We start from the raw sequence: 23,950 nt of genomic DNA, 5'->3' as shown, positions 1-23,950 counted from the left end.
ACGCAAGGGGCGCCTCAGCGCGTCTCTTTCCCCAGATTCTCCAGCGCCGGGCCGCGGTAGTCTCCGCCTAATGCCTTAATCAGCGTAATGTCGCTGCTCAGCCGCTGCGCCTCGATATCCAGCAGGAGCAATTGCTGGGCGATGACGGGCCGACGCGCTTCCTGAGCCGCATAGTAGCTGACCAGCCCCCGCTGATAGTGGGCGCTGGCGCTGCGGGAGGTGGCCATGGCGGCCGTCACCTTCAGCTTCTGCAGCACCACCTGCTGATTAAGATCGTTCAGCTCGCTGGAGCCGATCGCCACATCGCGCACGGCATCCAGTACCGCCTGGTTGTACTGTTTGATCAGAATATTGCTGGCGGTACGGACCGATTGCAGATTGGCATTCAGCCGGCCGCCGTCGAAGATCGGCAGATACAGCCCCGGCAGCAGGTTGATCTGCTGGAAGGACGATTTAAACAGATCCCCGACGCTCAGGGCGTTGTATCCCCAGAAGGCCTTGATATCAAAGTGCGGGTAAAACGCCGCCTTCGCCGCATCGACCTGGCTTAATGACGCCGTGACATAGCCGCGCAGCGCCTGGAGATCCGGGCGGCGGGCCAGCAGTTCAAAGGAGAGCGAGTCGGGCAGCGTTTCCTGTAGCGTCGGCAGGGGGACCGGGTGGATCTCCGGCATGCTGTGCGCATCGGCGCCGATCAGCGCCCGCAATGTTTCCCGGTACTGCGTCAGCGTCCCGTTTGCCGTAATGACCTGCTGCTGCGCCGCCAGCAGCTCGGCCTGGGCATTGGCGATATCCACGCTATCCTCAACGCCGCGCTGGGTACGGTGCTCATGGGCCTGCACAGAGAGACGGGCAATCTCTTCCAGCTGATTCAACAACGTCATCTTCTGGAAGGTGGCCTGCATGGCAAAGTACAGCTGCGCCACGCTGCTGGCGAGATCCAGCTCGATTCCCGCCGTTTCCGCCTGACGCGCATTTTTCTCGCCAATGGCGGCGGCAACGCGGGCGCGATCGGCACCCCATAAATCAATATTCAGCGTGGCACCGACGCCGACGGTGTTCAGGGTGTACCACGGACCGTTTTTATCGACCGGCAGCGAGTAAGAGTAGGGCCAGGTGAACTGCTTGTTGGTAACCCGCAGCCGGTTCTGGGCCGCCACGGCGGTGGCCTGGACACCCATTGCCGACTGCGCCAGTTCTACGGTGGACTGCGATTGCGCAATCCGCAGCCGGGCGGCCTGCATGGTCGGGGAGTTTTGCAGCGCACGGTTGACCAGCATATTAAGCTGGGCATCGTGATAACCCTCCCACCATCTGGCTGCTGGCCAGCCGCTGTTGGCCAGGTGAATCACCTGCGCGAGTTCAGCCTGCTGCGGGTTCACGATAGTGACCTGGCCCGGATCGTCCTGAATTAACGCGCAGCCGGTGACCAGCGTCAGGACGAAGGCGAGCGGTGAGTAGCGCAGGAAGCGGGCTGCGGTGTCCATTTTTGTCATGACTTATCTGCCTGTCGCAAAAGCGGTGAAGGTGCGGACGACCAGCTCGGTAATGTCGTCAGCAGGGTGACCAGCGGGGGGCCAAAAGGATTACCGGGGGCGGGCCGAAGCTCGCCGAACGGCACGGGCGCCCGCTGCTGGTCGATATCATCGGCATAGGCCTCGAGCGACCCGGCGCAGTGGCGCAGAAAGGTATCTCCCGGGGCAGCGTACAGCCGGTACCCTTCGCTGAAGCGTACGATTTCGAGGGCCTGCGTCCAGGTGGCCTTCACCGGCCAGGTTTTTGCCTCGGGATGCGGGTGAGCATAAGCATTCAGCGGTTCAGCCGCCACCCGATGCATCAGCGTTTCGGCGCTGTTCAGGGCGTGAAACAGCGGCACTAATTTTACCTCATCGCGACTGGCGCGCAGGTCATCCGCAATCCGCCGGTAGAGATCGGCCAGCCGCGATTTGAGCTGCGGGGCTTCGCTATCCGGCCACAGGTAGAGATGGACAATCGAAGAGACCAGCACGCCGAGTAAAATACCGATGACGCGATCGCGCAGCTCGGTCAAATTGGTCAGCGGGCCAAACCAACTGAGAAACGCCAGCGAGAAGGTAAAGCCTATCTGAATCCCGGCATAGGCGATGCGTTCAGACCCCGCAGCTATCCAGGCCGACAGCGCCATCACCGGCAGAGTCATCGCCAGCAGGCCGACGAGTGATTCGGTATGCGGCTGAATAAAGACGATCATTAACAGCGCCAGCAGGGTAGCGAGCAGAGCGCCGCCTGTTCGCAGCCAGGTTTTCTGCAGCGTTGCGCCGAGCCCCGGCTGGGCGACAATCACACAGCTGAGCATAATCGTATGGATCCCCTGCCAGTCGGCGGCGGTATAAAAAACGTAGCACAGTAGCGTTGCCAGCAGCGTTTTGAGCGCGAAGTGCAAATACGCGGGGTTCGACCAGGCGTCAGGCAGCAGCAGGGGGGCTTTTTCCTCTTCGCCCGCCGGCAGCGGCACCGGTTCGCCGCGCGCCAGCCGGCTCAGCGTGGTGACCATCTCCTGCAAAATTACGCCGTTCGCCGTATCCCGCGCGCTGGCCTCCGGCAGGGTTGCCGGAAGCGTGCTGACGTCCAGATTCTGCGCCAGCGTCGAGAGCGCGGCGGCAAGCTGCAGACGCCCGGCGGAAGGGGATGCTTCCGGCTGCAGCAGCGCGGCCAGATGATAGCAGTGAAGCGTGGCGGCCATCAGGGATTGCCACGCCTGCGGGCTATCGGCTATCTCGGGGCTGGAGCGGGTCGCCTGCTGATACAGAGACTGAAGCTGGGCGAACTGTTCGGCAATTTCTTTGAACGTCGGCGGAGAACGGGCGTCCGGACGAGCGAGAAGCACCGCCACCTGGCGGAGCAAGAATACCATCCTCGCTTTGAACTGATAGCCGGGAAAAGCCTGCTGAAAACCGGCGTTGACCAGCAGCGTGACCACGATGGCGAGGTTGATGACCACCCATAGCCAGAGCAGCAGACGTACCAGAATCTCACTTTGGCTGGTCATCGAAGGGAAAGTCTGTGCGTAAATAACGACCAGGGCGACCACGAAAAAGGCCAGCCCCAGCTTGCCCAGCACCCGCATCAGATAGATGGCGCCGAAAAACAGCGTTACCGAGGCGACCAGGCGGATCAGCGGATAGTCATAAGTCCATTTGATGATCAGCAGCACGCAGCCCAGCGCCACGCTGACGGTGAGGAAAAAGACCACGCTCACCAGCTTTATCATCAACACATTAGGCTGGCTGACGTAAAACACCACGATCAGCGCCACGGCTAAAAAAGGGATCTGCAGGGTCATAAACAGGACGATCAGCACCGCGCAGCTCAGGGTCAGGCGCAGGGTGTAGTTTGCTCGCCCCGGCGCGTCGCGGAGTTCCCGGTGCAAAAATGACCAGACGTTCTGCATAGCGCCTCCTTACTGAGGCTGAAGAACGGCGCTGGCAGAGGCGCCCATACGGAAGAGTTCAGGGTCAGGATCTTTCACCGCGATCTTCACCGGGAAACGCTGCGAAACATGAACCCAGTTGATGCTCTTCTGAATAATCGGCAGACCTTCAATTACGCTCCCGCCTTCAGGCAGCACGCCGGAGCCGACGGAATCGACTACGCCGGCGAACGATTTATCATGATTGGTCATGATGGTGACTCTGGCCGCTACGCCGGGGCGGACATTTTTAAGATCGGTTTCGCGGAAGTTGGCGATGACATACCAGCGGTCGTCATCCATTAAGGTAAATACCGGTTTTAACGCCGAGGCGTACTGGCCGACGGTGGTTTTCAGCGCCACCACCACGCCGTTAAAAGGCGCCCGGACTTCGGTAAATTCCAGGTGCAGTTCCGCCAGCGCGATCTGCGCCAGTATCCCCGCCCGCTGGGCAACCATGGCATCAACGCCGGTAACGGCGGCCGAAGCCTGTTTCGCTTGCAGCAGAGTGGCGTCGAGTTCCGCGCGGGCGGCTTTTTCGGCGGTTCGCGCCTGGTCGAGATCTTCTTGTGAAGCAAAGCCCTGCGGGACTAACGGTTCAAGACGCGTGCGTGACGACGTGGTCTGTTTTACCAGCGCCTTCGCGCGTTCTACCGCGGCGGCGACGGACTGGGCGTTGTACTCCTGCGCCTTAATTGTGCGCCGGGTCAGCATGATTTGCGCATCCAGCGTGGTCAGCCTGGCCCGGGCGTCATCGAGCATCGCCTGATAAGGGCGCGGATCGAGACGAAACAGCAGATCGCCTTTTTTCACCCGCTGGTTGTCGCGGATGGGCATCTCTACGATCCGGCCGCTCACTTCCGGCACCACGTCGATGGTATCGGTGTAGACGTAGGCGTCGTTAGTTTCCGGCGAGGTCTGAAGCTGCCAGATAACCAGGATAAGCGCCACGATCGCGGCGAGGACGAGGGCCAGCAGAGGCCACTTTTTCCGTAATACGCTTGGGCTGGAGTTTGTCATAGGGGCTTAGTAAACAAAGAAAAGGAACCACAGGAGCGTGGCGAACAGGAACATCAGAGCCAGGTAGCTGAATACCAGCGGAGAAAAACGTGATTGCCAGCCTTTGCGGACGATCAGGATATGACAGGGAATGAGTAACAGCACGCCGCCCAATAAACAGAAAAACCAGCCAGGAAATGCGGCGCCTAATACCGGAATCGCTGGTGATAATGAACAACCAGAGAGAAATAAGAACATGAATAATAGCGCCGGACGTGCCAGCTTCACTCGATAATTCAAAGGATAATTCCTGAGCGCTCGTACCATTGTGGAGTGAGTTTAATCGCCCTTTCGGGGAAATAAAAGCAAAGGGAAGAGACGGGCTGTCTATTTTATGGGAACGTCAGCGCCGCTCCCGCAGGAAAAGTGAATATAAAATCGTTTATTTCGCATCAATGCGATAAATCTTATGACATATATGAAGGTGATTTTTGATCTCACCATAGCTGGCGTTCCGCGGCGGGGCTATGCTTAGCTGCTGAACAAGAAAAATAACTGAGGCAATGTCATGGATAAGGAATTACTGGAGGCGGGCTACCGCGCATACACCGGCGAGAAGATTGATGTCTACTTCAACACGGACATCTGCCAGCACTCGGGGAACTGCGTTCGCGGTAGTGCAAAACTCTTCAACCTGAAGCGTAAGCCGTGGATCATCCCGGATGAAGTGGATGTTGCCACCGTCGTGCGCGTGATCGACACCTGCCCGAGCGGCGCCCTGAAGTATCGCCAGAAATAAGTGAGGAAATGATGGAAATACTGGAAGGCCATAACAAGTTTTACGTCAACGATGCGGCAGGGAATCAGGTCGCGGAAATTGTGTTTGTTCCCACCGGCGAGCATCTCAGCATTATTGAACATACCGATGTCGATGAGAGCCTGAAAGGACAAGGTGTAGGCAAACAGCTGGTAGCGAAAGTGGTGGAAAAGATGCGCGGAGAACAGCGTAAAATTATCCCGCTATGTCCGTTCGCGAAACATGAGTTTGATAATACCCGCGAGTACGATGATATCCGGGCCTGAAATAAAAGCACCGGTCTAAGCCGGTGCTTAATTTTAGATGATGAAGGGCTCCTGCATCCGGGGTGCCTGTTATTGGCGATGATGGCGAATAATATTCTTGCGCCAGCAGGGTTTCGGCATGCCGCCTGACGTCTGAAGTCGCGACCGGGAGCATTTCTGTCGTCAGCCCGGCCCTTCATTTTCCAGCTTCTGCCTTTTGCGCAGGTGGGGGAAAATGGTCATCCATATAGCCACTACCACCAGCGTGCCAATCCCGCCAAGCGCCGCGGCCGGTACGGCGCCCATCCACGCTGCCAGCAGACCAGATTCAAACTCCCCAAGCTGGTTTGAAGTATTAATGAAGATGGCGTTCACCGCATTGACCCGGCCGCGCATATCATCAGGCGTATCCAGCTGCACCAGCGCGCCGCGAATCACCATGCTCACCATATCAAACCCGCCCAGCGCGGCCAGCGCCAGCAGGGAAAGCCACAGCTGAGAAGAAAGCGCAAACACCAGCGTCGCCAGGCCAAAGCCGGCCACCGAGGCGAACATGATCAGGCCCACGTTCTTTTCCAGCTTGTGGCGACTGAGCCAGACGCCGACCAACAGCGCGCCGACCGAGGGCGCGCCGCGCAGCATCCCCAGTCCCCAGGGGCCGGTATGGAGAATATCCTGGGCGAAGATCGGTAACAGCGCCGTCGCGCCGCCAAGGAGGACGGCAAACAGATCGAGCGAGATCACGCCCAGCACATCTTTTCGCTCGCGGATAAAATGCACGCCGGCAAACAGGTTAGTGAGATTCATCGGCAGACGGGTTTGCGGCGGCCGCTCGTAGCGCAGCTGGCTAACCAGCACAATAGAGAACAGATAGAACAGCGCAGATACGCCATACACGACTTCCGGACCCGCCACGTACAGCAGACCGCCAAGCGTTGGGCCGATAATGACCGCCGCCTGTCCTCCGACGGAACTGGCCGCCATCGCGCGCGCGAGGATCGGCGGCGGCACCAGGGCTGGCAGCATCGAGGTGATCGCCGGCCACTCCAGCGCTTTTGCCACCGAGATTAAAAAGACCAGTCCCCAAATCTCAATCTTGTCCGCCCAATGCAGCAGCGTCAGCGCGACCAGTCCGAGTAACGCTACCCATTCAATGAACTGGCCAAGCAGCACAATCCGCCGCCGATCGAACTGATCCGCAAGGTGTCCCGCAGGGAGAGCCAACAGGACCGAGGGTAAGAATTGCATCAGACCGATCATCCCGAGCGCCATCGCGCTATGGGTGATGGCATAAATTTGCCAGCTTACGGCCACCGAAAACATTTGAAAACCGAACGATGAACAGGTGCGCGCCAGCCAAAAGGTGACGAACGCCCTGTGCCGCAGCAGTGAATCATCCGCTGCGGATACCTGTGAACCCATAGTCTTATCCCATTTAAAGCCAATATTCCGGCCAGCATCGTCGTACCGGCCTGGTGCGAAGTCCGTCAGGGACTTTTATTTTTTTTACCGCCTGACAAGGTGCGATATCTTGTGAGTTCGGGCAGTGGCAAGGCGTGCGCTTTGCCACCTGGACTTAGCGTAAACTTGAAGGCGAGGTTGACTTTATTTTGTGTTGCTCATTCGATTCAACCAGAGCAAAATGCCGACCGCTCCCAGACTGAACAACGAAACACTGTAGAGTGCGTTAAATGCGCCAAAGTATTGCGCTATCACGCTGGTTATACCGGTGGAAACAGCGGCGGTCAGTACCTGTCCGCGCCATGCCATCGCACTGGCTTTCGCAACGTGTGTTTGCGGGAAGTTTCTAAGAATACCGAAAGTACCCAAAGAAAATACAATATTCGATGCCATATGCGCACTGAAGATCAGACTTAGGCCGACGCAGGGATATCCGGCGGATAGGGGTAATAAAAAATAGCTTCCGATAAATGTCCCCAGGCATATAAGCAATATGCCGTTATTCGCGCTAAATCGCTGCAATTTACGGGCATCAAGCATGAGCGGCCCGCAGAGCTGCCCCAGGCTGCGCGCAAAAAGTAGCGGTAATGCCAGTCTGGCTGAATCCTCAGGCCGGATTTCTTGTGCCAGTGCAGGTAAAAGCGCCATTGCTGGTGATCCCACAGCGGCAAGTGCGGGTAACAGCATAATGCTTCTTTTTTGCAAGGGAGATATGGCGTGCCAGAGCGGTTTCTTTCGGCCAGACGTAGCCTCTGCAGGTTGCGGTTGTGCTCCGCGAAAGGTAGAAACGGACATCATAAGCAGAACCACTGAAGCCGTAAAACTGAGGGCATCAATGGCGAGTAGATGCACAGGCGTAATCAAGTCAAACAGGAGAACCCCCAAGCCGGTACCCAACAAAACCTGTGAGGCAAAAATGATGGTTTCCATGGCCGTTGCAGCAGGGAGTTGATCATGACGTAATCCGCGTTTAAACAATAACGTCAGCGCCGGGTAGCTTATGCCGCTGAACAGTGCTTCCGCACACTGCACGACCAACAGGGCCGGGACGTTATGATGCAGCAAACCATACAATGGAAAAACAAGCGCAAGCAGACCAAGTATCTCAGTAAAAATCAGGATCAGCAGTGGTGAGGTTGTCTTACACAGCATTTCGCCCCAGATGCTGCCAACAAAGCTGGGCAGCATCGATAGCATATACACCAGGGTAAGCGTGGCAGAAGAAGCCTGCCAGTGTAAAAGCTGGCCGAAAATAATGACCTGAGTAAGCCCATTGCCCAGCGATGACAGGATATAGGCAAAACCAAGCAGGCGTAGCCAGCGATGGCTACGCAGTGCGCTAATGAGCGCAAACAGCAACGTGTTCATGCAGAAAGATTCTCATCTTAAATAACAGAAACCCACGTAGCCGACAGGCAACGCGGAAGATAAGCACTGTTAAAAAGAGAAAATCGTTACATCGGAAACGGTACGCTACTGGAAACGGAGATAACACTTTAGCACAGAAAAAATCAGATAATGCCCTTGAAGTTGAATACCCACTCCTCGCTCAAACCTACCCTCGGACTCATTGCTTCTGCCGTCAAATGCCTCTTTGAAATGTGCCGTCGATCTCACAAGGTGAGCGGCCTGATACGTAACCAGACTGAGAAACGGAGACGGCTGAGCAGCCTCGCCCCGCTACCAATAGCCCGCTGCTGCTCATCAAGAGCTGGCGGACTACCCCCGTAATCCAGGGGTTCTGCCATCGATCCCAATGGCGGTTTCAATCGGCATCGGGGCTGAGGCTTAACGGAGAATCCCGACCAGGATAGTCGGGGTTTTTCATGCAGGACGGAGCTGAAAATGGGCGGGATTTACCCGGCAATGCTGGTGGGATAGCGCCCCGGCGAAAAACGCTGAATAAGATCCGCCAGATTATCGCTGGTGATCGGCGGTGAGATCAGATAGCCCTGAAAGCGATCGATCCCCAACGCCTTCAGCATATTAAATTTTTCCAGGCTATCGACCCCTTCGGCAATGCAGCGGCTACCGGAGAGCTGGCAGTAGTAGATCAGGCTTTTGATCAGCGCCAGAGCATGGGGATCCCGCTGCAGATCGTTCACGATACTGATATCCAGCTTGTACTCATTAAAGCGCACGGTGCGGACCGGAAACAGGACGCTGCTACGCGAAAAGCAGTCGTCGAGCATGATGCGAAAGCCCTGCTGCTGTAAGCGGGCGATCGTGTCGCCCGTTTTACTGTGACGATTGAGATCGACAGTTTCGGCAAATTCCAGTACCAGCCTCTCCCCCTGCTGCGGTTCCTGCAGCTGCTGACGTGCCGCCTCCATCATCCGGATAATGTTGGCGTTGTTGGCGATGACCGGCGGGATGTTAACCGCGAAATAATAGTCGCCCGGATATTGATTGATATTCTGTACGGCCTCCTGCAGGACAAATGCCGTGAGCAGCAGCCAGGCATACTCCGAGCGTATCTGCGGCAGAAACTCTCCAGGCAACAGCACATCGCCATTGCGTCGCCAACGCGACAGCACTTCGATGCCCTGTAACATCAGGCGGCCATCGGTAATGGGCTGAAACACAGGAAAAACTTGCCGGCAGTGAATGGCATGGATGAACTCGCGTTCAAAAGCGGAGAGCGCGGCAACCGCGCTCGTTTTCTGTCCTTTGGTCTGGCTGCCGGGAAAACGGCTGGCCAGATGGGGATGATGTTCCACCATCTTTTTCAGTCCTGAGCTTCTCTGGGTGTAGAGGGTTTTGTGGCTAAGCCCCCGACGTTGCGCCTGATGATTGATGCTGAATCCCCGCAGCCAGTCCAGCGCGGTGCTCAGTTCCGGTTTGCTCACGCCGGCGGCCGGTTTAGCGCAGATGACACTCTCCTGAGACGCCAGCTGCGCCAGCAGGGGATAGCTTTGTCCGGCGTCGGGGCTGAGCAGTGCCGCCAGCTGTCGACAGGGTAAATCAGAGGCCACGGCCCGTACCCTGGCCAGATGGCGCGGCTTGCCGACCTGATGTAACAGCGTTTGCCACAGCCAGTTGGCCGGGCTGCGGCTGAGGATCAGCATCGGCAGCGGAACGGCGCTGTGTTTCAGCAGCAGCCCCGCCTGTCGCAGAGTGAGCAGCAGCCAGAACGGATCGTCGGGTAAAAAAACCACGATACGCCTGACGGTCACAATATCGGGGATTAACAGCGCCTCGTGAAGCTGAGGGAACAGGCGCCTGGGCCGCAGCAGACCGCCGTCGTCCATCATGGAAGAGAGCCCCTCGGCGGCGATCGCACAGGGCGAAAGAATATAGTCCACCGGCGGGGAGGCCTGCGTCGCGCAGCCATTACTGGTAGACAAACGTCACCCCAATAATGGACTGCACATTACCTGCCGTCACCTGACCCGTGGTTCGCGCATAGGTGGCGGTTAGCCCCAGATTGACCGGCGAAGTACCGACCGTACCCAGCGACACCGTGCTGTTGGCGGGCACGATGCTGCCGTTACGCGTCATCTGTACGCCAATCCCCTGCGCCGCCGATGTCGAAGCGGTATTGCTGAAGATCGAATTGGCGGTATCGGCGGTGGTGCCGGAAAGGTAGTAGCCAAGATTCTGGTTTTGCGCGCAGTGCACCGTCACCGGAACGGCCATAGAGCCAGGGTAATCCGGAAGCGTTACCGTAACATCGCGAGCGGAGACATCGCAGCCGCCGGTCGGCACCACGACATCATTGTTGGCGTAAATGTTCCAGACAAACTGATAGGAGTCGCTGTTATAGTTGTTGGTCTGGTGAAGAATGAGCACCGCGATCAGGGAACCGGAGGTGATCGCCACCCCGCCAGCGGTGCTGACCGGCGTCAGATAGAGCACGGTAGGCCACGGTTTATCGGTGGTTGAATCATAGATGACCCGCGCGGTTTCCGTGGTGGTGGGGAAGGGGTAGGAGGTACCGTTGTACTTTACGGTGCCGGAAAAGCTCGACAGCACCCCGCCATAGGCGGAGCCTCGTTGCAGGGTCACGTAGTCGGTAATGGTTTGCGGATAGTCGTTATGGCAGAAAATTTGCGTGGAGAGATCGACCACCAGGTTCTGCCCGACGTTCACCGCCGGCGTCAGGTTGACGTAGACGTTCGCGCTGCCGCCGCCGATGGGGATCGTCGCCCCGGTCGCGGTTTTGCAGGCAAAGGACCAGGCATTAACCGACCAGCCCAACAGCAGCAGCGTGGTCAACAGGGTAATCATTTTTTTCATCAACTTACTCTCCTGATTCAGGCGTAGGTGTAGGTGACGCTAATCACCGCCTGAATGGTTCCCTGGGTGGCGCCGCCGTTGACCGTCAAGGCTCTGACCTGCAGCGGGAAGCGGGCGGACTGCGTTGAGTCATCGACCTGGACTGATTTAGTGGCGCCGTTGTTCAACGTCGTTCCGCCATCATCCTGCAGCTCCAGCTGGATATTGCCGGCGGTGCCCTGGTTTTTGTAATACCCGGTGGCGTCTGCGGTGCCGCTAAAGCTGGCGGTGACGCGCGAGGTGCCGACGGGGCAATTGCTCAGATCGAGCGACACCCCGTGCCAGGCCGAAGCGGCGCCTGCCGAGACCAGGCTGAAGGTATACAGGTCGCCGAGATCGACGGTGGCATTCGTGGTCGAGACCGTGCAGGGTTTGGCGACCACTTTGCCGTTAACGGTGATCGTGATATCGGCCGCCTGCAGAGGAGAGCAGGCCAGTATCAGCGCGCTCGCCAGAAGCCATTCTCGGGGAATCCATTTCATCTCAACCTCCGGTTACTGAAATTCCAGCGTGAATGTCGCTGTCGCGTTGACGTGCCCGGCGGTAACCGGCACCTGGGTGGCCATCAACCGCGCATAAAAGTTCAGGGTATTGGTCTGCCCGGGCGTCAGCGTCGTCCAGGCGATTGCCGTTGAGGGGGCGTTCAGCGGCAGCATCGTCTGCTGACCATTGAGAATCTGCACCCCCATGCCCGCCGCGGCCGACGCGCCGCTGTCCAGCTTCAGCAAGCTGGTGTTGTCGTTATCCGCCACGCCGGTGAAGCCCACTTTGACCGCAGTCACCGAGCTGCCGCAGGGCGACAGCACGATGCGAAACGGCACCACCGGCGTTGTCGCGCCGATGGTGTTGAACTGCTTAGCGGCGTTATCCATCAGGTCGACGGTAAAGTCTTTCGACTCGCCCGCCACCGCGCAGGCGTTATCCCGGACATATCCGCTGATGGTAATGGTACTGTCGGCCGCGAAAGCGTTGGCGATGGTCAGCGACAGCACGGCCCCCAGCAGATACAGCGATTTGGTCATCATTATTTCTTCCTTAGCGACAGACGGCGGACAGCTGGCTCAGCGCCTGCTGCTGGCTCTCTTGCGGCAGCTGATACTCGGCCACGCAGCTGGCATCGGGGCCTTCACCCCATGTCACCTGCACTTTGCCGGCCAGCGGCATACCGCTCAGATAGACCTGCCCGTTATCGGCCACGATACTGCCGCTCTGGTTATTGGCTGAGGTCACCATGGCGCCAAACGGGACCGGCTTGCCATGACGGGTTAGCGTCATCAGCAGCTTCATGCCGACGTGCGCTTTGAAATCTGCGCGCACGATGGCGCCGTGCGTGGGCACCACGCTGACCACCGCATCATCCAGGTCGACGTTGTCCGCCAGCGTGTTGGTGTCCAGCGCCACGCGGTTCTCACGATATTCGGTGGCGTACGGCAACACCGCATAGCCGCGCCAGTCGGTACGTACCCCGGTCTGGTTTTCCACTTTCACGTTGTCGGCGCCCGGGGCTTTAATCAGCACCACCGTATCGTTCAACGGCTGGCTCAAGGTGACGCCGTTGCCATGAGCCAGCACGCCGCCGCTCACGCCGTAGTACAGCTGTTTCAGGCCATCGCTGCGGCTGTAGCCGACGTTGGCGTTACCGTAGCCGCCGCGATAGTTCAGCGCCGCGTATCCGGTGCCGCCGCTCCCACCGTTGCCGCCGCCGGCATAACCGGTCTGCACGCTGTAGCTCAGGTTATTGTCCTCCAGCAGCGTGCCGTACAGCCCGGCCAGGTTGGTCATCCGGCCATCGAGATCGTGCGACATGCTGTAGCTGGCGCTGGCGTGGCGCCAGACTGATTTGCTGTCTGAGCGCAGCCAGTGGCTGAACGGAATGTTGACGTTGACCGCCAGCATCTGGTCGCGCCCCTGCTGCCAGGCGTTTTTGGTCAGGCTGTAGCTCAGCGTCCAGTTGATATCGTCCACCGCGGCGTTCAGCCCGGCCTGCAGCTGCTGGTCCGCTTTGCCGGTTGACCAGTAGGTCTGATGGCTGCCGCTCAGGTAGAGCGTGGCGGTGCGTCCCAGCTGCTGGGTGACGCTGACCTGCACCTTGCCGCGTTTGCTGTAGGCGAGGTTGTAGTAGTCGGTAAATTTGGGCTTCACCTGGATAACGCCGTCCTGGGTCTCGACGTCGTAGCCGCTCATCCGGCTATAGGTGGTATCGGCAAAGCTGTAATAGCCCCGCGTGGAGTAGCGGTAGCCGACCAGCTGAATATTGGTGCCGACTTCGTTAAGCGATTTGTTATAGAGAAAACGCAGCGACTGCCCCTGATGCTTGCTGTCGTCAGGTAGCGTGGCGTTTGCCTGGGTCACATCCAGCGATACGGCGCCGAACTCGCCCATGTTTTTGCCGACGCCGAGGTTAAAGGCACGGTAGCGGTCGGCAAGCTGGGAGCCGCCGTACAGCGTCCAGCCCGCCGCCAGGCCGTGCAGCAGCGTCCCCTGGAAGAATTTCGGCTTCTCCTGCTGGTCGTTGCCGCTGCGATATTCCCCCGCCGTCAGGGCGAAGCGCGAATGGCCCTCACGCTGCAGCACCGGCACCGTTGACCACGGCACGGTAAAGACCTGGCGGGTGCCGTCGGTCTCTTTGATGGTGACCTGCAGATCGCCGCCGTTACCGGCGGCATAGAGATCGTCGATCGTAAACGGTCCCGGCGGCACCGTACTTTGATAGATCTCATAGCCGTTTTGCTTGATCGAGACCTGCGCCGTGCCACGGGCAATTCCGTGGATCACCGGAGCAAACCCCTTCTGACTATCCGGCAGCATATTGTCGTCAGAGGCCAGCTGGGCGCCGCGGAAGTTGATGCCATCGAACACGTCGCCGTTGGTATAGCTGTCGCCGAGCGTCAGGCGCGAGCGTAGGGGGACAATATCCCTCTCCAGCCAGCTGTTGACGTGCTGCCACTTATTCTCGTTGCTCGATGAACTGCCGCCGCTGCTGTAGCTCCAGGTGGTGTTATCGCGCAGGCGCCAGGCGCCGAGGTTGAGGCCGCTTTGCAGATTCAAATAGGCATAGTTGCTGCTGCCGCCGATATCGTTATGGACATTGTTGCCGGTAAAGTTGTAGTTCAGCAGCCCGGCGGTGATGCCGTCATCCCACAGTTCGGGCGGGATATATCCGCGCGCACGATTGCCCATAAAAGCCTGCGGCACGGTGAGGTACAGGCGCTGTTGGCCGACGTCGAAACGGCTGGTCGACTCTTTGATCATCTCCGCCATCGGCACGCAGGCATCGGCCGCGAGGGCATTCATACCGGCCACGGCGGCGGTATTGACGCCCATGCTGGCCAACTGGCCGCGGGTCAGGCAGGGGGCCAGACCGTGGTGGTTCTCTCCGCTCTTAAAGGTGACATCGCGGGTGGTCATAAAGCCGTTATTCAGGTAGATATCGACGCGATAGGTGCCCGGCGGCACCTCTTGACCCTTTTCGAAACTCGACAGATCCGCCACTGCGGCAGGATCATCGGCGAGGAAACGCGGGTTAAAGTAAAGTTCCGCCTGCGCGGAAAAGGCCTGCATAGCAAGCAAAAGGGCCAAAGGGAACCGGGCAAATACGCGAGCCGATCCCGACGCGCGGCGCCGCGCATGCCGGGCACCCAGGCGGTCCGATCCATATTTCAGATGTGACATAGTCCCTCCGGTCCGAAGTCGCCCGGCTGTCAGTTCTTTTTATATTTCAGGGGATAACGCTATTTCCCCGTGGTTATTGCAGTACGCCCTTCATCCGTGGGGTCAGTGCGCCGTAGTCGTTAATCGTCCGGTAGGTGATGTCGCGTCCGGCGTCGGACGGGATTTTGACCGAGGCTTCCCCCATCGGTGGGACCAGCGCATTTTCCAGCACCCGGGTGCCGGCATTGAGTTCGGTCACCGTCAGGTAGTAGGGCGTGGGATTGATCAGCGTCAGCGTGTTGGCACTACGGCGAAACGTCAGCTTCTCCGCCGCCTGATCCGGCGACAGCGCGAGTTTCCCCGGGCGGTAGTAGAGCTTGATGCGGCTGATAATCGCCAGCTGCAGCGTGTTATCGCTAAGCTTTGATTTATCCATCGAGGGGATGGCCTTCACGTTCATCCAGAACAAACTTTCTCGATCCTGCGGCAGCTTGTCGTTGGTCGCATCGATTATGCGCAGCGTATTCTCTTTTTTGCCCTGCATGGCGAACAGCGGTGGGGTTATCACAAAGCGCCCGTCTTTTTGACCGTCGGCGTTTTCGACCCACGACTGAATCAGATAGGTGCTGTTGTCGTCATTGTTGGTCACCGCCAGCTGAACCTGTTTTTGTCCGGCGGGATAAATAACTCGGGTGGCTCCCAGCGCCACGCCCGCTTCGGCACGCGCAGCGAAACCGGCGGTCGCTATCATCAATAAGCCCGCCAGTAAGCAGCGTGTCATCCCCAGTGTTTTTCTCACGTTTTCCCCTTTTATACTCACCGTTATGTCCTGCATCCGGTATGCCTGCTGGTTAATTACTGATAGGTCAGAGAGAACCAGGCCTGAGCATTTGCGGCTCCGCCGGTAACCTGATGTCCGGTCGCCCGATATTTAGCGACAAAATGGAGCGTGGTGGGGCCGGTATACAGTCGTGACCAGGCGCCCGCTGGGCTGTTGAGCGGAATCAGGCGATCTTCTTTGTCGAACAGCGCGACGCCGATACCGGTTGCGATGCCGGGGCCTTCGCCAACCGAGAGCACGTCCGGATTTTTGCCATCGGCGACGCCATGAAAGGCGACACCAACCCGTTGACTGACGGCGGTGCTGCAATCCTGGAGATGAATATCGAAAGGAACAGGGTCAGTATCTTCCCCTGGCGAATGAAACCGATTGCTGCTGATCTGTCCCATGTTGACCGTCAACTGCTGGTCTCCTGCTTCAACGCGGCAGGATTCGGCAATAATGACGCCCTGAAAGCGCATATTTCCGCCGGGTAACGTCACATTCCAGTGGTTTCCGGCCAGCGCGAGCGGCGACAGTAAAAAAAACAGCAGGCCAGATTTCATTCCTTGCATCGTTATCACCCCAGTCCTGTTGTGGATAACGGGCCATCCTGGCCCGAGCTGCGTCCTTGCGTGATGAGTGAATTATTCGTATTGCACTTTGAAGGTCGCGTCGGCGTTAGCGGTACCTGCTGTTGCCGCGCCAGTCGCGTAGTAGCGAGCCTGGAAAGGAATGATGTTGGTGCCGTCGTTCAGCGTGGTTGCTGCACCGAAGGTTGCACCATCCAGCGCCAGCGGAGTCCCGGTGCTGTCGAGGATCTGTACGCCGACGTTCGTCGCGCCACCGGCCGCAGAGTTCTGCAGTGCCAGAACGGTGGTGTTGGTGCTGTCTACGGCAGTACCGGAGAAGGCAACGGAAGCTTTGGTTGCGACGGTAGTATCGCAATCATCCAGCTGGATGTTAAAACCGACCGCAGAGCTGGTGCTGCCTGCAGTAGCGAGTTTGGCTGAACGAACCTGGCCCAGTTGAACGGTCTGATCGATAGAGCCAGCATCAACGGCACAGGCCGCGTTGACCACTTCCCCTTTAAAATGCACTGTGCCGCCATTAACCGTGGTGGTGTCAGCCAGGGCCGCCGCGGAACTCAGAGACAGGGCTGACAGAACAACGATAGCCAGTGTTTTGATTTTCATGCTGTTTTCCTTTAAACAATGTCGATATTACGAACCGAAATTGGCAGTCGTCGTGCCTTCCAGGCATTCCATATATCAGCCGAATGGTTCGACTGCCGGCTCTGCGCAGTTTTCGCCCAACTGATGAGTCAATTGGGGCCATTTTGACTCATTGAGATAAATGACTGATTTTTTGGTTTTTTGAGATTTTTATTGGTGTATTGGTCTGTTTTATTGGTTTTTGTTGGGGTTATTGTCTGGTTTTTTGTTTTTAAGAAGGGCGGTCATCGGGCGAGGTCAGGGCGGATGAGATGACGGGTAAGCGGAAAGGATGAAGAGATAAGTAAAGTTTCTTAATGGTAAAATGTGATAATAATCAATTAGATGAATTTAATTTGTGAGAATATATGTACTTGCCGGTTGCAAAAGTTTGCAAAACATTTTTATGATATAAACAGTTTGGCCCCAATTGACTTGTTCATTTTTAAATTTATCCTTATTTATCAAATGAATATGTCATTTCTTTGTGCCGTGAGAATTTTCTTCAAGCAGGTTATTTCTTTCCCACAATCCTGCGAAACGCGCGGCATTGCTGGCGGTATAACGCACTGTATGCCGAATATTGCGATGACCCAGATAATCCTGAATTAAACGTGTATCTGTGCCTCTTTCCGCAAGTTCATAGCCGCAGGCATGGCGCAGCATATGCGGGTGAGTATGGGTGGCGGTTCCGGCCTCTTCGCCGGCGCTACGAATAATCCGATAGGCCTGCTGGCGGGAAAGCTGAGTGCCCCGGAGGGAAATAAAAATCGCATTGGTTTTTTGTGCCGCCTTCCAGCCGGCGCGAACCTGGGTCCAGCGCGCAATGGCTTCCAGCTCGTCGAATCGCAGCGGGTGGATGGTCGAAAATCCATTCTTCAACCGACGGACGTTGATGCGACCCTCATTGAGGTCAAGATCGCGATAGTGCAGATCGAGCAGTTCGCTGATGCGCATCCCGTGGCGAAAGGCCAGCAGGATAAGACAATAATCCCGCTCTCCGGTTGGACCCTGCCGTGCCGCCTGCATCATTGCCTGAACTTCTTTGGCGGTAAGAAAACGACGTCGATTCACAATACAATGCTCCTGAAATTAATTTGCACAAAGACAGCGCCCTGAAGCAATTATCAGGACGGTTAAAAAATAATCCGCAGTGTTAAAGGCGTATTATATGAAGGCACAGATACAGTTCATTCTTCACGTTGCCATGATGTTGGCGCTGCAAAAATAGATGGTCACATTACATTTACACATAGTTAAAATATAGCTACACGACAATTCTTATTTTTATAGATTTTATGGCATATCACAATAGCGGCATCAAGGCTTCTCGCCAGGTACATCAAATCACAGGGAAAAAAGTTAATGAAGAGATGGCTTTGGACGGAAAATATAATGCTGAATGGTTTAACCAAACAATAAATAACGAATTGAAATCCTGAATATTTACAAGGATATCAGCAGGAAACGTATTATGAATGAAGTAAGAACTTGTGGGAACAATAATCGTAACTAACGCATGGTTAATATTTATTAATGTGTTCAGCGACAGCTGGTCATTTTCACGCCATCGCGAGTATCAGGCGTCAACTCCTTTTGACGCCCGGACCGTCATTGCAAAATGCTGTGACGCTGCTTCTCTTTTGCATTGTCCCAGATGCCGTAAAAACGCCCGGCATTGCTCGCGGTATACCAGACGGTATGGCGGATATTTCGGTGGCCAAGGTAGTCCTGAATAAGGCGGGTATCGATACCCATATTCGCCAGCGCAAATCCGCATGAATGGCGAAGCATATGGGGATGAATTTCAATCGTTAATCCGGCGGTGTCTCCGGAGGAGGATATAATCTGGTAAAACTGTTGGCGGGAAAGAGGATTACCTTTGCGCGATAAAAACAGCCATTCACTGTCGGCATGCGGATAGGCTTTTCGAATATCCAGCCAGTTTTTCAATGCCTGTATTTCTTTATTGAGTAAAGGATGGGTAGTGGAAAAACCTTTTTTAAGACGATGGATGTAAATACACTTAGAACGTAAATCAATATCAGAGATTTGCAGGCGACAAATTTCACTGGCGCGAAATCCATGAATAAAACAGAGTAAGGTCAGGCAATAGTTTCGGGCAGCATGTGCCCCGGTGTTCGCTGCTTTAAGAAGCGACTCAATCTCATTCTGAGTAAGGAAGTTCCTTTTTTTGATATCGGCATTATTCTTCATTATATTCCCTTTTAATTGCAGGCGTGCATTACGAACTATTCGTTGTCGTCAGGCCAGTATTGTTGTCCGATTGAACATCTTTTCGCTTATATTTCGCCATCGCGCCAGGTGCTTTTAAAACGTGTAACGTACTCCAGCTTGTATCAAGCTGAACCGGGTCATCAGAAGGCAGGTATTTAGTTGAATCATGAAGTATCTCCATGCTCTGGAACCAATGACTTCATGTAATGCAATGAATTAAATCTATTTTTGTTAAACAATGACGCTGTTCCTGGGGGGGAGCATGTCCCGATCATCCTTCATTCCTCCTGGTTGCGCACGCCGGGGATACAGGGGCGCAGGGCATCGCTCTGGCGCTAGCCCAACGGATATCGACATCCTGATACATGCCGCGCTGCCATGAGCTATCACGATTGGCGGATCTCTCAGCAGCCGGGAATGGATAAATCATCTCCGGGTTCTCCCTTGTCGCTTCAGCGCAGGTTGAATGATTTTTGTGTCTGGTCTGGTAATAATTAAATGCCCGTTAACCGCTGCCATTCCTCACAAAAGTGAATTCGGCTCTGGCCTGGTGAATATTCCGCGAAGCACTTCGCAGAACGCGAAGAACGATATACTCGCCTGGGTAGCATTCACCGCATCACTACAACAGCGATTAAACCATACTGCAAAATTATGTTTGAGAATAGTAATAATAAGCCCGGAGACACCAGCGTCCCCTCACCACGGGGCTTAATTTCGGCACAGGGCCGGAGGGCGATTTCGTAAGCGTAGCGCGCTGAAAATGGCGGAGGTCAGGGGTTTACTGGAGTTATTTAACGCCTTTTGCTTGGGGATTTTGGCTATCTTGTTGTTTGTTAAGCCGGTGTTTTGGGGGGTTATGAGGATTACTGGAGTTATCTGGAGTCTTTCCCCGGTATCTGAGGGAAACGATGTTTTCCACGGCGAATAGATTCAAATCCTTGCCGCGAAATATTCAGACAGAGCGATGGCCCCCTGTCGAGAGGGCACAAATAACTTAAACCGGCGTGAATCTATTTTGTTCATCCGGCGTCGGCGGCGTTATTTCAGCTGGCTGCAGAATAGCAGGATGGCTATCGCCACCATCATCGCTCCGGAGGTCATGCTGACTCTTCTTGCCACCTCTGGCCGGTGGGTTAATAGCCTTTTTGACCCGTAGCCAACCAGGAAATAGATCAGTGTACAGGTCAACAGGTGAATGCTCCCCAGGGCCGACATTTGCAGCGCGACCGGCCAGCGGCCTGCAGGATCGGTAAATTGTGGCAACAGGGCGAGGAATAAGAGAAAGACTTTTGGATTCAGCCCGCTAATACATAACCCTTTTAGCGCCCAACGGTTCCAGCTTCCGGCCTGCTGTGTTGCGGCGCCAGGCGTGGCGGGGTGACGCAAAATCGCGATCCCCAGCCACAGCAGATAGGCTGCGCCCAGCAGAGTGATCAGCGACAGCACCAGCGGGTGGCCGGTGACGGCTACGCCGATCCCGGCGATCACGATAATGGCCGCCAGCAGATGCCCGGACATCAGTCCGATCACCGCAGGAAGCACCCGTTGTCCGTGGATGCCGGCGCTAATGGTATAGGCCCAGTCGGCACCGGGGGTGATGATCAGCAGGAAGGAGACAACCCAGAACCCGGCGATAAAACTCATCTCCATGACCGGCTCTCTCCACCGTGTTTCAAGGTATTGCGCATAACGATCTCCCGTCCGTATCCGTGTGCTGTAGAGGAAAAGAATATCGGGATTTCCGGGAAATAAGTTTTCAATGTTATGCTTAAAACCTCCTGTTTAAGAGAAAATCTTCCAAATGGATAGCATAGATCGAAAAATTATTGCTGAGCTGCAATCCGATGGTCGTCTGTCGATTACCGAGCTGGCTGAACGGGTCAATTTGAGCCTCTCTCCCTGTCATCGACGGCTGCGGGCGTTAGAGCAGGATGGGGTTATTACCGGCTATCGGGCCAACCTCGATCCCCTGAAAATGGGCTTTAATTTCCTGGCCATCGTGTTTGCGACCTTAAAAGAGGGTGATAAAAAAGCGGTGAGCGCGTTTGAAGAGGCGGTTGAAGAGATCCCCCAGATCGTGCTGGCTCAGCGGCTGTTTGGCGATCCGGACTATCTGATGCACGTGGTCACCCGGGATCTCCCGGCGTTTCAAAAACTCTATGATGACAAGCTCTCGGCGATGCCCGGCGTGCAGCATTTGCGATCGACGCTGGTGATGAAAACCGTGGTCCAGGATCGCCCCTTTCCCCTGGAAAGCTTAAACCTGACGCGTTGATCCGCCCGCAGGCAGGCCGGCATTGCTGATAAGGGGGGGGGCGTTGCGCTGAATCTCAAGGGCAGGGGAAGGCGGGCGCGGTAACCACGCCTGCCCGTTCGCGCTTAACTTACCATTTTTCGTCGCGCGCATCCTGGCGGCCATCGCGGCGGTTATCGCGTTTATCCTGGCGGCAGCTGGCGTTGCTTTGATTGTTATCTCTGACGCACTGCTGTTTGGCATCGCGTCCGCCCTGGCGTGAATCCTGGCGGATGTCGCGTGAGTCCTGACGGTTATCACTGCGGTAAGTCGCCTGAGCCGAGAGGGTCGGCAGCAACAGCGCTGCGGTAACCAGAGTGAGAATGAGTTTTTTCATAAATATTGCCTTTCTGATAAACCAAACATACTGATATATGAATAATAATTAGGCGTTATTGTGGCGTGGATATATTTTTTATCTCTCGGCAATAAGTGCCTGTTTATCCATTGTTTTGTTTAAAATTAAATTTATCAGAGCGGCGGCAGGCGTTAGCCTCAGCCGGCGGTTCGAGTTGCCGGATCAGCGCGCATCCCTGCGGACCGATCCGCGGATGTTTACAGCGCTGGCTGCTGTTGGCGCGGCGTCGCGGGCTGACGAATACTGAACAGCGCCACCAGGGCCAGCAATGCAAAGGCCAGCAGCATCAGCGCCACGGGGACGTAGCTGTCCCATTTCATTAAAAATGCGACCGCCAGCATCGGGCTTATCCCGCCGGAGATAACGGCGCCAATCTCGTGGCCCAGCGCCAGACCGGTATAACGGACTTCTACCGGAAACAGTTCCACCATCATGCACGGCTGGGCGGCGATCATCGCCCCGTGACATATCGGTAGCGCCAGCAGCATCGCCAGCAAAATCGCCGGGAAGCTATGCATGTGTAGCAGCCAGAAGAACGGGAAGGCGACCAGCGCCATGCCCGTCACGCCAATATAGTAGAGCGTTTTCCTGCCGATACGGTCCGACAGCCAGCCCCAGCCGAGAATCGTGGCGATCTCCACCGTCATGGCAATGGTCACGGCGGCGATCACCTGGCTGGTCTCAATGCCGATATGTTTGCAATAGACCACGGAAAAGGTGAAAAAGATGTAGACCGCGCCGTTTTCCGCCAGCCGCAGACCAATGGCCTGCAAGATCGCTTTCGGGTGATGTTTAAAGGCGCTGAGCACCGGCAGCTGTATCTCCGTGGACTCATTTTTTCGGGCGACAAACTCGGCATTTTCCTCAATGTTGCGCCGGATATAGACGCCGACCAGAAAGATAAACAGGCTCAGCAGGAAAGGGATGCGCCACGCCCAGGCCAGCACATCGTCCTGCGGCAGCAGCTGCACCAGATAAAAAGCCAGCGAAGAGAGTACAAATCCGCCGGACACCCCCACCTGGCTCCAGGCGGTGTAGTAGCCTTTTTGCTGCGCCGGGGCATTCTCACTCAGCATCAGGACGCCGCCGCCCCATTCGCCGCCGGAGGCGACGCCCTGGATAAAACGCAAGGTAATCAGGGCGATCGGCGCCAGAATACCGATGTGTTCATAGGTTGGCAGCAGACCAATCAGAAAGGTACTGGCGCCCATTAACGTCAGGGTGATGATCAGGGTCATTTTACGGCTGTATTTATCCCCGAGATGACCAAAGGCGATGCCGCCCAGCGGCCTGGCGATAAAGCCGATGGCAAAACCGGAAAAGGCCAGAAAGGCCCCGAGCAGCGGATCATCGGTTGCCGGAAAGAACAGGGGACCGAAGACCAGCGCCGCCGCCGTGCCGTAAAGGAAAAAGTCATACCATTCCAGGGAGTTACCCAGAAAAGAGCCGATAATCAATTTGCGCATTGATTGGGGAGTGCTCACCGGCGTATCGCTTGCAGTTCCAGACATCACATCTACTCCAGTACAGGTGAAAAGAGGGCGCCGACGAGCTGGCGCCATGATGCAACCCGAAGCTTATGGGGCGGCATTATGCGATAGGGTATTTTTCGTTAGGGTGAACCTTAGCGGTACGGCTGCGCGCTAAGGGTATGGAACTGGCGATTGAACCACACCAGCCCGTCGCCGGCCTGGTGATGACGAATCTGTCTGACCTCGCAATAAAACACGCTGTGACTGCCCACTTCATGGCTGGTGGATAGGGTGCAGTCGACGCTGGCGACGGCAGTAGCCAGCACCGGCGAACCGGTTTCCAGCGTCAGCCACTGCTCGTGTAAAAAACGCTCTTCCGAACGTAGCTGGCTATTGGCGAAGATAGCCGACAGGTTTTGATGCTGACCAGAGAGCACGTTGACGCACAGCACGCCGTTCTCTTTAAATTTGGCATGGGCGAAAGAAGAACGGTTCATACAGACCAGTAGCGTGGGGGGGGAATCGGTGACGCTGCATACGGCGGAGGCGGTAAAGCCAAAGCGGCCTGCCGGGCCATCGGTGGTGATAATGGTGATGGCGCTGCCCAGCTGTGCCATGGCGTTACGGAAATCAGATGTCAGGTTCATAGCGGT

23 protein-coding genes are annotated in these 23,950 nt (G+C 56.3%); 3 read left to right on the top strand and 20 right to left on the bottom strand.

Translation table 11 applies throughout. The features are described from left to right. Positions 1–14: 14 nt before the first annotated feature. Genes BV390_RS09895 through BV390_RS09880 form a run of 4 tightly spaced genes read right to left on the bottom strand, consistent with a single transcriptional unit; the run spans position 15 to position 4,774 of the window. Complete coding sequence (locus BV390_RS09895; RefSeq protein ID WP_172619927.1) at positions 15–1,487, bottom strand: MdtP family multidrug efflux transporter outer membrane subunit; 1,473 nt, start codon at positions 1,485–1,487, stop codon at positions 15–17. Between the two features lie 5 nt (positions 1,488–1,492). Then, positions 1,493–3,430: an FUSC family protein gene (locus tag BV390_RS09890; RefSeq protein ID WP_085396868.1), complete on the bottom strand. Its 1,938-nt coding sequence runs from the start codon at positions 3,428–3,430 to the stop codon at positions 1,493–1,495. 9 nt (positions 3,431–3,439) lie between these two features. Next, positions 3,440–4,468, bottom strand: coding sequence for a multidrug transporter subunit MdtN (mdtN, locus tag BV390_RS09885; protein WP_015585795.1), 1,029 nt, complete (start codon positions 4,466–4,468; stop codon positions 3,440–3,442). A gap of 6 nt (positions 4,469–4,474) precedes the next feature. Beyond that, entirely contained in the window at positions 4,475–4,774 is a 300-nt protein-coding gene (locus BV390_RS09880; RefSeq protein ID WP_369804306.1) for a YtcA family lipoprotein, read from the bottom strand. A gap of 241 nt (positions 4,775–5,015) precedes the next feature. Here BV390_RS09880 and yjdI point away from each other — a divergent pair, with 241 nt between their 5' ends. Together yjdI and BV390_RS09870 are read left to right on the top strand one after the other, a co-directional pair. Then, positions 5,016–5,246, top strand: coding sequence for a 4Fe-4S mono-cluster protein YjdI (yjdI, locus tag BV390_RS09875; protein ID WP_015585797.1), 231 nt, complete (start codon positions 5,016–5,018; stop codon positions 5,244–5,246). 11 nt (positions 5,247–5,257) lie between these two features. Beyond that, positions 5,258–5,530, top strand: coding sequence for a GNAT family N-acetyltransferase (locus BV390_RS09870; RefSeq protein ID WP_004867312.1), 273 nt, complete (start codon positions 5,258–5,260; stop codon positions 5,528–5,530). A 162-nt stretch (positions 5,531–5,692) separates the two neighbouring features. Here the strand turns inward: BV390_RS09870 and BV390_RS09865 are convergent, their stop codons facing one another. From BV390_RS09865 to BV390_RS09805, 13 genes are all read right to left on the bottom strand, one after another. After that, positions 5,693–6,931, bottom strand: a complete 1,239-nt coding sequence (locus BV390_RS09865) for an MFS transporter (RefSeq protein WP_085396867.1) — start codon at positions 6,929–6,931, stop codon at positions 5,693–5,695. 183 nt (positions 6,932–7,114) lie between these two features. Continuing rightward, positions 7,115–8,338 (bottom strand): MFS transporter, encoded by a 1,224-nt coding sequence (locus tag BV390_RS09860; protein WP_085396866.1) that lies wholly within the window; start codon positions 8,336–8,338, stop codon positions 7,115–7,117. 488 nt (positions 8,339–8,826) lie between these two features. After that, positions 8,827–10,275 carry an EAL domain-containing protein gene (locus BV390_RS09855; protein ID WP_085396875.1) on the bottom strand — a complete coding sequence of 483 codons (1,449 nt, stop codon included), beginning with the start codon at positions 10,273–10,275 and terminating at the stop codon, positions 8,827–8,829. A gap of 28 nt (positions 10,276–10,303) precedes the next feature. Further along, complete coding sequence (locus tag BV390_RS09850) at positions 10,304–11,209, bottom strand: fimbrial protein (RefSeq protein ID WP_032690837.1); 906 nt, start codon at positions 11,207–11,209, stop codon at positions 10,304–10,306. Between the two features lie 17 nt (positions 11,210–11,226). Next, entirely contained in the window at positions 11,227–11,730 is a 504-nt protein-coding gene (gene fimG, locus BV390_RS09845) for a type 1 fimbrial minor subunit FimG (RefSeq protein ID WP_032690838.1), read from the bottom strand. A 12-nt stretch (positions 11,731–11,742) separates the two neighbouring features. After that, positions 11,743–12,273, bottom strand: a complete 531-nt coding sequence (gene fimF, locus BV390_RS09840; protein ID WP_032690839.1) for a type 1 fimbrial adaptor subunit FimF — start codon at positions 12,271–12,273, stop codon at positions 11,743–11,745. 10 nt (positions 12,274–12,283) lie between these two features. After that, positions 12,284–14,920, bottom strand: coding sequence for a fimbrial biogenesis usher protein (locus BV390_RS09835; protein WP_032698831.1), 2,637 nt, complete (start codon positions 14,918–14,920; stop codon positions 12,284–12,286). Between the two features lie 73 nt (positions 14,921–14,993). Next, positions 14,994–15,719 (bottom strand): fimbria/pilus periplasmic chaperone, encoded by a 726-nt coding sequence (locus BV390_RS09830; RefSeq protein WP_032696874.1) that lies wholly within the window; start codon positions 15,717–15,719, stop codon positions 14,994–14,996. Positions 15,720–15,754: 35 nt separating this feature from the next. Continuing rightward, complete coding sequence (gene fimI / locus BV390_RS09825) at positions 15,755–16,294, bottom strand: type 1 fimbrial minor subunit FimI (protein WP_032690841.1); 540 nt, start codon at positions 16,292–16,294, stop codon at positions 15,755–15,757. 72 nt (positions 16,295–16,366) lie between these two features. Continuing rightward, positions 16,367–16,915, bottom strand: a complete 549-nt coding sequence (gene fimA, locus BV390_RS09820) for a type 1 fimbrial major subunit FimA (protein WP_032690842.1) — start codon at positions 16,913–16,915, stop codon at positions 16,367–16,369. A gap of 495 nt (positions 16,916–17,410) precedes the next feature. Next, positions 17,411–18,007, bottom strand: coding sequence for a type 1 fimbria switch DNA invertase FimE (fimE, locus tag BV390_RS09815; protein ID WP_032690843.1), 597 nt, complete (start codon positions 18,005–18,007; stop codon positions 17,411–17,413). 537 nt (positions 18,008–18,544) lie between these two features. Further along, positions 18,545–19,150, bottom strand: a complete 606-nt coding sequence (locus tag BV390_RS09810) for a tyrosine-type DNA invertase (RefSeq protein ID WP_032698832.1) — start codon at positions 19,148–19,150, stop codon at positions 18,545–18,547. Positions 19,151–20,212: 1,062 nt separating this feature from the next. Next, positions 20,213–20,824 (bottom strand): LysE family translocator, encoded by a 612-nt coding sequence (locus BV390_RS09805; RefSeq protein ID WP_032698833.1) that lies wholly within the window; start codon positions 20,822–20,824, stop codon positions 20,213–20,215. 151 nt (positions 20,825–20,975) lie between these two features. On the opposite strand from BV390_RS09805, the gene BV390_RS09800 reads away from it, so the two are divergent. Continuing rightward, positions 20,976–21,449, top strand: a complete 474-nt coding sequence (locus BV390_RS09800) for an Lrp/AsnC family transcriptional regulator (RefSeq protein WP_032696695.1) — start codon at positions 20,976–20,978, stop codon at positions 21,447–21,449. Between the two features lie 109 nt (positions 21,450–21,558). Here the strand turns inward: BV390_RS09800 and BV390_RS09795 are convergent, their stop codons facing one another. From BV390_RS09795 to BV390_RS09785, 3 genes are all read right to left on the bottom strand, one after another. Further along, entirely contained in the window at positions 21,559–21,804 is a 246-nt protein-coding gene (locus BV390_RS09795; RefSeq protein WP_032696696.1) for a hypothetical protein, read from the bottom strand. Between the two features lie 218 nt (positions 21,805–22,022). After that, complete coding sequence (locus tag BV390_RS09790; protein WP_064384427.1) at positions 22,023–23,291, bottom strand: MFS transporter; 1,269 nt, start codon at positions 23,289–23,291, stop codon at positions 22,023–22,025. 158 nt (positions 23,292–23,449) lie between these two features. Then, positions 23,450–23,944, bottom strand: a complete 495-nt coding sequence (locus tag BV390_RS09785) for a flavin reductase (RefSeq protein WP_032696699.1) — start codon at positions 23,942–23,944, stop codon at positions 23,450–23,452. Positions 23,945–23,950: the final 6 nt, after the last annotated feature.

The organism is Klebsiella sp. YJ (assembly GCF_002108615.1).
Lineage (GTDB): Bacteria > Pseudomonadota > Gammaproteobacteria > Enterobacterales > Enterobacteriaceae > Klebsiella > Klebsiella planticola.
The sequence above is the reverse complement of the archived record's forward strand: the minus strand, read 5'-3'. Positions and strand labels throughout refer to the sequence as shown.